Source organism: Loktanella sp. DJP18 (assembly GCF_049310965.1).
Taxonomy (GTDB): Bacteria; Pseudomonadota; Alphaproteobacteria; order Rhodobacterales; family Rhodobacteraceae; genus Loktanella.
This window is the reverse complement of the sequence record NZ_JBMERN010000140.1, coordinates 1-8847: the sequence shown is the minus strand read 5'-3', so window position 1 is coordinate 8847 and position 8847 is coordinate 1. Positions and strand designations below refer to the sequence as shown.

The 8847-nt window shown below is 59.0% G+C and carries 9 protein-coding genes and 2 pseudogenes; 4 read left to right on the top strand and 7 right to left on the bottom strand.

All coding sequences use genetic code 11. The annotated features are described in order from the left end of the window. Positions 1 to 130 precede the first annotated feature (130 nt). Positions 131 to 828: pseudogene (locus ACOI1H_RS21785) on the top strand (transposase); the annotation flags it as partial. 81 nt (positions 829 to 909) lie between these two features. Here the strand turns inward: ACOI1H_RS21785 and ACOI1H_RS21780 are convergent. Beyond that, a complete protein-coding gene (locus tag ACOI1H_RS21780; protein WP_422440126.1) occupies positions 910 to 2346 on the bottom strand; it encodes a DUF6880 family protein in 1437 nt (478 codons plus the stop codon). 95 nt (positions 2347 to 2441) lie between these two features. On the opposite strand from ACOI1H_RS21780, the gene ACOI1H_RS21775 reads away from it, so the two are divergent. From ACOI1H_RS21775 to ACOI1H_RS21765, 3 genes and pseudogenes are all read left to right on the top strand, one after another. Then, positions 2442 to 2588 (top strand): hypothetical protein, encoded by a 147-nt coding sequence (locus tag ACOI1H_RS21775; protein WP_422440125.1) that lies wholly within the window; start codon positions 2442 to 2444, stop codon positions 2586 to 2588. A 100-nt stretch (positions 2589 to 2688) separates the two neighbouring features. Continuing rightward, positions 2689 to 3057 carry a DUF6481 family protein gene (locus tag ACOI1H_RS21770; protein WP_422440123.1) on the top strand — a complete coding sequence of 123 codons (369 nt, stop codon included), beginning with the start codon at positions 2689 to 2691 and terminating at the stop codon, positions 3055 to 3057. Between the two features lie 73 nt (positions 3058 to 3130). Continuing rightward, positions 3131 to 3878, top strand: a pseudogene (locus tag ACOI1H_RS21765) (IS5 family transposase). A 266-nt stretch (positions 3879 to 4144) separates the two neighbouring features. On the opposite strand, the gene ACOI1H_RS21760 reads toward ACOI1H_RS21765, so the two are convergent. The 6 genes from ACOI1H_RS21760 to ACOI1H_RS21735 all read right to left on the bottom strand — a co-directional run. Continuing rightward, positions 4145 to 5494: a formimidoylglutamate deiminase gene (locus ACOI1H_RS21760; protein ID WP_422440122.1), complete on the bottom strand. Its 1350-nt coding sequence runs from the start codon at positions 5492 to 5494 to the stop codon at positions 4145 to 4147. A gap of 8 nt (positions 5495 to 5502) precedes the next feature. Continuing rightward, entirely contained in the window at positions 5503 to 6279 is a 777-nt protein-coding gene (gene hutG, locus ACOI1H_RS21755; RefSeq protein WP_422440120.1) for an N-formylglutamate deformylase, read from the bottom strand. A 4-nt stretch (positions 6280 to 6283) separates the two neighbouring features. Further along, positions 6284 to 7039 (bottom strand): amino acid ABC transporter ATP-binding protein, encoded by a 756-nt coding sequence (locus ACOI1H_RS21750; RefSeq protein ID WP_422440119.1) that lies wholly within the window; start codon positions 7037 to 7039, stop codon positions 6284 to 6286. Then, positions 7039 to 7704 (bottom strand): amino acid ABC transporter permease, encoded by a 666-nt coding sequence (locus ACOI1H_RS21745; RefSeq protein ID WP_422440117.1) that lies wholly within the window; start codon positions 7702 to 7704, stop codon positions 7039 to 7041. The genes ACOI1H_RS21750 and ACOI1H_RS21745 overlap by 1 nt, the downstream gene beginning before the upstream one ends. Before the next feature lie 18 nt (positions 7705 to 7722). Further along, complete coding sequence (locus ACOI1H_RS21740) at positions 7723 to 8445, bottom strand: transporter substrate-binding domain-containing protein (protein ID WP_422440116.1); 723 nt, start codon at positions 8443 to 8445, stop codon at positions 7723 to 7725. After that, positions 8442 to 8847: IclR family transcriptional regulator domain-containing protein (locus ACOI1H_RS21735; protein ID WP_422440115.1), on the bottom strand; the 406-nt coding region annotated here is incomplete at its 5' end. The genes ACOI1H_RS21740 and ACOI1H_RS21735, both read right to left, overlap by 4 nt.

The following is an 8847-nucleotide window of genomic DNA, read 5'->3' as shown; positions in this document are numbered from 1 at the left end:
AAGGTAGCCGGTTACAGATTGCCTCGCAGCAGCACGTCACAGGGGTGGGCGCATACCCCGGAACCGGTGGGCGGATGAAATCGGAATGGGTGGGCGCATCAAATCGGAATCGGTGGGCGCATCACCCCGGAATACGCACCACGCTGTCATCGTCGATGTTGAGGCCACCCGGTCGATCCGACAAGCTAAGGTCGGGTCCGTTCGCACGATGCTGGACCGTGTCAGAGACACCTTCAACCTGCATCCCAAGCGCATTATTGCAGACACCGCTTACGGTTCCGGGCCGATGCTGGGCTGGCTGATGGACCGCAAGATCGCACCGCATATTCCGGTTATCGACAAGGCGGGCCGCACAGACGGCACGTGGTCTCGCGCCGACTTTGAATGGGACGCCGAGAACAACCAATACATCTGCCCGGAAGGCGAAACCCTCAAGCAATTCCGACGCAACTACTCAGACCCGAACCGTGGCCCGACCGGCAAGGGCGTCGCAAAGTATCAGGCCCTGAAGCTGACCTGCCAATCCTGTCCATCGAAGGCGAATTGCTGCCCGAATGCCGACGCCCGCAAGATCACCCGCGAAGAGCATGAAGATGCCCGCCAAGTCGCCCGCGACATCGCGAAGACAGAGCAATACGCCGTCTCAATGCGGCTCCGAAAGAAGGTCGAGATGCTCTTCGCCCACCTCAAGCGCATTCTGCGGCTGGGGCGGCTCCGATTACGTGGTCCGAACGGCGCAAGTGACGAATTTCTGCTCGCTGCCACCGCTCAGAACCTCCGGAAATTGGCCAAGATCCTTCCCGACCGCAGCATGTGCGCCCAGCCTGACAACAAAGGCGATTCCGCCATCATCGGCACCTGACTTTCTGCACGAGCGAACCGTTGTTTTTCAACAGAATCGGCCGGAAGCTACCCATCGACGAGTTCCCAAAATCCAAACTTTCGCGGATGTTTCTGCTTCAGAAGCGCCCTGAAGACGTCATGGTCTGCAATGCTGCCATAGTCTTTAACGATGGCGTCACTCGACCGACATTCGGCAAGGTGCCGCGCGGCATGACGGTATCGCGTTGATTTGGCGCCATCGAGCGCATCGCTGATCATCGCGCGTCGCAATAGAACGGCTGCGAGGGGGTGTTTGTCGGACAGAGCGTCGGCGGCCGGGGTCAGTGTTTCATATCGATTGCCGTCCAACTCTTCCGAACGGGCCAGCACCATCCGGGCGGCGCGGGTCAATGCGGGCCAGGATATCAGAAAATCGATCGCAGCCTCCAGATCCGGGAAGACCTCTACATGATTCAACGCCTTTTCTTCTGCCTCTACGTCTTCAAAGTCAGGCAGTGATTTCAGAAACTTTCGCAGGCTGCCCGCGTCCAGCGTCTCGGTGAAACTCAGCCAGAGGTGTTCAATCAGATCTGCTGTCCGGCCCTTCCGTTCCAAGCATTCCACATACGCCAGATCAAGGTCATGGCGGAATGGCCTGTAGGAACTCGCAGCGTCCGCAGCCATAGCCGTTCGCACGATCGCAAGAGCCTCGTCCACACGGTCAGCCTCCAGCAGCCGCCATGCGACGTTTGGTGCGATCGTGCCATATGTCAGCTGTTCGGGTGTGTATCGCGCCATGTAGGCGTCGACGTCACCCTGCGCGTCGGCGACGTCCGCAAGGATGATCGACTGTGTCAACTCCTTGTTCCGCCGGAAGCTGTCGGCGGCAGAGGTCGACAGGCCGAAGCCGCTGTATCTCTCGATGTCAGCTGCACTTGGCGGGATGTCGGCCCAGGCCTTCGTCACGACCTTCAGATGCTCGAGACCTGCGTCACCCATGGCATCCGCGGTCGCGGCAATGATCCCGTCGAACTCGCCGTAGCCCGCGCCAGCCACGGCCTCCAGAATGCGCTCCGCAAGCGTCTTGGGATCGACAGAGATGCGTGGGGAAATTGTGGCGATGAGGTCAATGGCTTCACTGAAGACGGCACCCACCGCCCCATTGCTGTCATCGGTGCGCTCATGGACCGAAGGTGCCAACTGCAGGAACGACCAGAGCAGATCGAATGCGTCGTCTGCATTGAGCGGGGCAATATTCATCTCGATCATGCGGAGGAGACCCGCGAGGTCTTTGACCAAAGCTTTCTGCTTCCGCCAGTCCACGAAAGCCGTCGCGCGACGCAACGCGGCGAACCGCTTGCGGAGATCCGCAGCAATATCCTTCGGACCCTGTGCGGCGCTGATCTCAAGCCGGGCTCTGCGCTGCAGAGCGGCACTGCCCTGGACAAGATCCATCACCAAAGCGGCAAGTGTTTCCGCACCCAGCTTTTCAAGATTGGTCGTATTGAGGGTCTTTTTGCTCATGGTCTCAGGCGTCGCATTCAGGTTCACTAATCCTGAAGGAATACTGCCGCATCGTTATTCCGACGACAATCCGGATCGGCAAAGCCAGGCAACGTATGAAAGAACATGACATCGTCACGCAGTCACACCTGCAAATGACAGTGCTGGCGATCCTCCTGACCGCAGGCGCTCTGGCGACAGGGATCATTTTGTGGCTGCTATGGCAGGCCCTGGACTGCCTGTGCTCATTCAACCGGCTTTGAAGTTCGATAGCGGGAGGAGAGGCTGGTCGCCGTGCTCGTGTTGTATTACGTCGACTATGCCTGACAATCTGAGCAACAATACGTTCAACGGAACAAAAACATGAGAAACCCCAAAGAGAATGACTTCGCCGGCCGTCGCAGCGCTGCGGCCGATGCAAAAGCTGCCCTGCTGCAATCGCATCGGGCCGCACAGGAAGCTGCTGAACCTACCCGGGTGGCGCGGCAGGAGGAGCGCCAAGCGGTGGCGACCGCCCGGGACGCCCGTCAGGCGGAGCGGGCGCAGAACAAACGCGACGAGGAGGACGCCGTGCGCACTGACGCTCTCGCGGCCGAAAATGCTGCCAAAGCCGAAGCTGACGCACTGAAAGTCGCTGAGAAAGACCTGAACGGTGACGTCGTTGCTGATTACGAAGCGGCCCGGAAAGCTGAACGGGACCGGCGCTACGCAAAGCGCAAAGCGCAAAAGTAGGGTCAGGACCCATTGATCTGCTTGAGGTCGCCACAGCTGCGTGATTCAAGCTCCCGAACTGACGGGGGTGACGATGAGCAATCTTTTCTGGCTGACGGACGCACAGATGGCCCGGCTTCGGCCGTTCTTCCCGAAGAGCCATGGTGTGACGCGGGTCGACGACCGGCGTGTCCTGAGCGGTATTATCTTCATCAATCGCAATGGCTTGCGGTGGTGCGATGCACCAAAGGAGTATGGTCCCGCGAAGACGTTATACAACAGTTGGAAGCGGTGGGGGTACATGGGCGTCTTCGCCCGGATCATGGAGGGGCTGGCCTCCGAGGCGGCGGTTCCGAAGACGGTGATGATCGACGCGACCTATTTGAAAGCGCACCGCACGGCGACCAGCCTGCGGTTGAAAAAGGGGGGTCCGACGACCAGCGGGTCCGTGTGATTGGTCGCACCAAGGGTGGCATGAACACAAAGCTGCATGCCGTCACCGATGCCGAAGGACGTCCGATCCGGTTCTTCATGACGGCAGGCCAGGTGAGTGATTACACCGGTGCCGCGGCCCTGCTAGGCAGCTTGCCGACCGGGGATACGACGCTGACTGGTTCAGAGATGCGTTGAAAGACAAGGGGATAAAGCCCTGTATCCCGGGCCGGAAGTCTCGCGCCAAGCCCATCAAGCACGACAAGCGCCGCTACAAGCGACGCAACAGGATCGAGATCATGTTCGGACGTCTGAAGGACTGGAGGCGTGTCGCCACACGCTATGACCGATGCCCGAAAGTCTTCCTCTCCGCCATCGCCCTCGCAGCAACCGTCATGTTCTGGCTTTGAAATGAGAACGAGTCCTGACCCTAAGTTCTACGGCGGCACCCCGTTAAAAACGGGAGGATTACCCTCCCATCCAGGGAAAATTAGCGGAAAACTCCAGCTTCAAACGGTCCAGTTCTCGGGGGGCAGAGCAGTAGCACATGCCGAGACGTAACCAATCCGGATTTTCATGATCACACCCCGAGGATAATTTCCGTTCTCGAACGGTAAGCGCCGGCCGACTGCCTGTTAACGGTCATGAACGGGGATTGAGCTTGGGTGCATTTAAATCAGAACCTTGCCACGATCGTCGTCATCGTCCGCTTGAAGCTGGCCGAGATACTATCCCGGTCGATGTGCTTACCTTGTGACACGACAACCTTGCCGCGGGCCCACACCTTGTCAGGGCTTTGATCCATCCCGAAGATCCACGAGTCGAGCAGAGTTTCATGATTGATCCAAGGAGCGGCTGACCCGTCAAAGCTGATCATGCTGGCCTCGTTTCCGACTGCTAGGGCAGGGGATCCATTCAGAGCCTGTGCGGAGCCAGCCACGGCCTTGCGGAAAAGGTTCTCGCCAGTCGAACCCTCTCCGCCGGCCAGCACGTTGCGGTTCTGCAGTTGAAGACGTTGTGAGTACTCAAGTTGGGACAACTCTTGGGCCAGGCTGATCCGGATGTTGGAGTCTGATCCGATCCCGAAGGCGCCGCCTTTCCCGATGTGGGACTGCCCCGCGAAGACGCCGTCCCCGAGGTTGCCTTCGGTCAGGGAGCATAGTCCAACCACGGCGCCAGATTTCAGAATCGACGCCAGCTCCTCGTCTGTCTGGTGGGTGGCATGAATGAGGCACCAGCGCTCATCGACGTCGACATTGGCCATCAACCACTCGATCGGACGTTGGCCGGACCAAGCGATACAGTCGTTCACTTCCTTCATCTGCTCAGAGACGTGCATGTGCATGGGCCCTGGGCCCATCTGTAGGATGGCCGTAAGCTCGTGCGGAGCGACGGCGCGTAAGCTGTGCGGTGCAAAACCGACCTCACCGCCGTCGACCTTGCTTGTCATCGCCTTGCTCAGGTCGATTATCTGGGCGTAGCTGTCGAGCGAGTTCACGAACCTGGCCTGTCCGGCGACGGGATCAGCCCCACCGAAGTTACCGTGGGCGTAGAAGCAGGGCAGTAGCGTCATGGAGATGCCGGCCTGAACGCTTGCACCGACCAGACGTTCGCCCATCTCGGCGACGTTGGCGTATGGACGGCCATCGGTGTCATGGTGGAGGTAGTGGAATTCGCCAACCCTTGTGAAACCGGCTTCGAGCATCTCCATGTACAGTTGGGCCGCAACAACCTCCAGCTCATCGGGTTGGATCGTCAGGGCGCAGCGATACATGATCTCCCGCCACGTCCAGAAGGTGTCGACAGGGTTTCCACGGCGCTCTGTCAAGCCCGAGAATGCGCGCTGAAAGGCGTGACTGTGCAGGTTACCGGGGGCAGGGGTCAGGAAGCCGACCACCTCGTCGCCATTCGACGACACGGCACCCTTTTCGATCCCGCTGATGCGCCCCTGGTCGATCGAGATTCGGATGTCGGAAGCCCACCCGTCGGCGAGAAGGGCGTGATGGGCGAAAACTGTCGATGTCATGGGATGTCTCACTGTGCCGCGGAAAGGACGGCGGAAAGTATGGAAGCCAGGCTCGGCCGTAGTTCGTCTGCTTTTTTGTTGTCGTATCTGAACGGCGGGGTCTCCTCACTGAGATAGGCGTGCTGAGCTATCTCGATCTGGACCGCGTGGACGTGATCCGCCGGCCGCCCGTAGTGCCGTGTCGTCCAGCCTCCCCGAAACCTGCCGTTGAGGACTTGGGTGAAAGGGCCATCTGCGATCGCACCCATCACGGCGGCCTCAATGGCAGGGTCGCAGGTTTTACCGAAGTCCGTGCCGATGTTGAGCGTAGGCAGGACCCCCTCGAACAGGAAAGGGATCTCAGAGCGGATGGAGTGGCAATCAATCAGCACGGCATAGCCATGCTTGGACTTCACGCGCTGGATCTCATCGTTCAGGGCTCTGTGGTAGGGTTCATGAAACGAGGCGACGCGATATTTCTGGTCCTCATCCGAGGGTTCCTGCAACCAGATCCACTGACCATCGAAATCATGAAGCGGGATCAGACCGGTCGTGTTCTGACCAGGATAAAGGCTGTCGCCACCTGGATCCCGATTGGCGTCGATGACGTAGCGGTGGAAGGTCGCCTCAACGGTGGTGACATCTTCCACAAGACCATCGTAGAGCTTGGCGATGTGCCAGTCGGTGTCGGCCAGGATCAGACCGTTTTCATTTAAGTTCGCAGCGACATCGACTGTAACCTGAGTGCCGCCGTGCGGAAATCCCAGGACCAGGGGGCTGTCGCCGCGATTCACGGAATAGGTCATAAGCTTACCTGCTGAGAACTGATTTAAGGAATGCTTGCGTGCGTGGCTGTCGGGGGTTGCCGAAGATCTCATCCGGCGAGCCTTTTTCAATGATCGTGCCGTCCATGACGAGCACCTCGTCGGCGACCTCACGGGCAAAGCCCATCTCATGGGTCACAACGATCATGGTCATGCCTTCCTCTGCGAGCTGACGCATCACGGCGAGAACCTCTCCGACCAGCTCCGGATCGAGTGCTGAGGTGGGCTCGTCAAACAGCATGACCTGCGGGTTCATGGCGAGGGCGCGTGCGATGGCAACACGCTGCTTCTGGCCGCCTGAGAGTTGCGAAGGGTAGGCGTCACCCCGGTTCCCAAGGCCGACCTTATCCAGCAGGTCACGCCCAATGGCTTCAACCTCAGCACGGGACTTCTTGAGCAGAAGATGCGGGCCGATCGTCACGTTGTCCATGACGCTGAGGTGAGGGAAGAGGTTGAACGACTGAAAGAGCATGCCGACCCTCTGGCGTAGCTTGTTCAACTCTGCCTCAGGGATCAGCTTGCCGTCTTCGAGCAGTGACATTCCGCAGATCTCGATGGAACCTTCCTGAGGGACCTCCAGTGCGTTCATGCAGCGCAGAAGGGTGCTCTTGCCGGACCCGGACGGGCCTACGATGACGATGACCTGTGACGGCTGGACCCGCATCGAGATGTCACGCAGGACTTCGACCTCCCCGAACTTCTTCGCCAGACCGCGGATGTCGATAATGGGTGCTGTTGTCATTACACGAGCCCTCCGGCGCGAAGCTTGCGTTCCACCCGGCGCAGGATCGCCCCCATGGCGGAGGTGAGCACGAGGTAGACCAGTGCGACCGCCAGGTAGACTTCCAAGGAGCGGTAGCTGGTCGAGATGATGATCTGCGCTTCATGCATCAGATCAGAGATCGTCAGCAGCGAGACCAGCGCGGAATTCTTGATCAGCGCGATGAACTCGTTTCCGAGTGGCGGCACCATGCGCAGGGCGGCCTGCGGCAGGATGATTACGCGCATAGCCTGAGCCGAAGACATGCCGATCGAACGGGCCGCTTCCACCTGACCACGATCAATGGACTCGATGGCGCCGCGCACAATTTCCGAGACGTAGGCACCGGAATACATGCCCAGGCCCAGTACCCCGCACAGAAATGCCGGGAGGAAAATGTTGAACTGCGGCAGCCCATAGAACAGCAGGAAAAGCTGAACGAGCAGAGGGGTGCCACGAAAGAAGGTGACGTATGTCGAGGCTATAAAGTAGACCACCCTGCGTTGCGGATTCAGCCGGCAGATCCCTACCAGCAAGCCAATCGCGCAGCCCAGCACAAGAGCCAGTGCCGTTACCTCGACGGTGACGACAACGCCGTGCATCAGGTAGGGGATGCCATCCCAGACGGGTGCAAAATCTAGATTCATAGCCTCGACCTTTCGTTCTTACTGACCGAAATACTCTTCGACCAAAGCTTGGTAGGTGCCGTCGGCCTTCAGCGCTTCGATGGCCTCGTTCACCGCGGTCACCAGCTCAGGCTTGTCCTTGCGAATGGCGATCCCGTAGTTCTCGCTCGTGAGCTGCTCGGTCAGGACCTGAACGTCAGGATTGGATTTGACGTAAAGGAGTGCGGCCGGCTTACCGGTCACGGCGCCATCTGCCCGGCCTGTCTGCACGAGGCTGAACATCTGGTCGTTCTTCTCGACCTCGACCACATTCGTGTCGGGGTAGTTCTCACGCAGATAGCTGGTCGATTTCGTCCCCACCTGGACAGCGATCGACTTTCCAGCGAGTTCAGCAGGGCCGGTGATGTCGGAACCTTCCGTTTTGGTCATGATGACCAGGCCGCCGGTGTAGTAGGGTTCCGAAAAATCGACCACCTTCAGCCGTTCATCGGTGATGTAGATGGCGGAAATGGCGATATCGGCGCGGCGCGCAACCAGGCTCGGCACGAGGCCTTTAAAGTCGCCGTTGATCCAGTTGACCTCGTCACCCATCTGGGCGGCGATGGCGTTCATCAGCTCGATATCGAAGCCGGTCAGGTTGCCTTCTTCGACGTATTCGAAGGGAGGGAAAGTGGCATCGGTCACGACGTTAATAGTTTCGGCGTGGGCTGTGGCTGCAAGGCTGATGGCGCAGGCCAGTCCAAGAAAGCTTTGACGGATCATGATTGTTTCTCCTGTTGGGGTTTGGGTTGGGTTGAAGGTTTGAGCTTTTCTGACAACGCCTCCGTTGCGCTGGAGGCGGTCGTGCAGAGTTTTCGAATCAGTGCGTCCCGGCGTTCACCAACCCTGAAAGAGGGCACCATAAGAGTGATGCACCCCTCCATGTTGCCACTGCCTGAATAGATCGGAGCGCTGACACCCCAGATTCCGTCGTCAACTTCACTTTGGCTTTCGGCATAACCTCTGGATTTGATGCACTCGATCTCGGATCGCAGCTTTTTGATTTCAGCACTTGAAGCCCCGGAAAGCACCACCCGGGATTGTGCTTCCGGCATGAAAGCAAGAAGAGCTTTTGCCGACGCGCCTTTGAAGATCGAGGTCTTTGTGCCTGTAACGAAGGAGCAC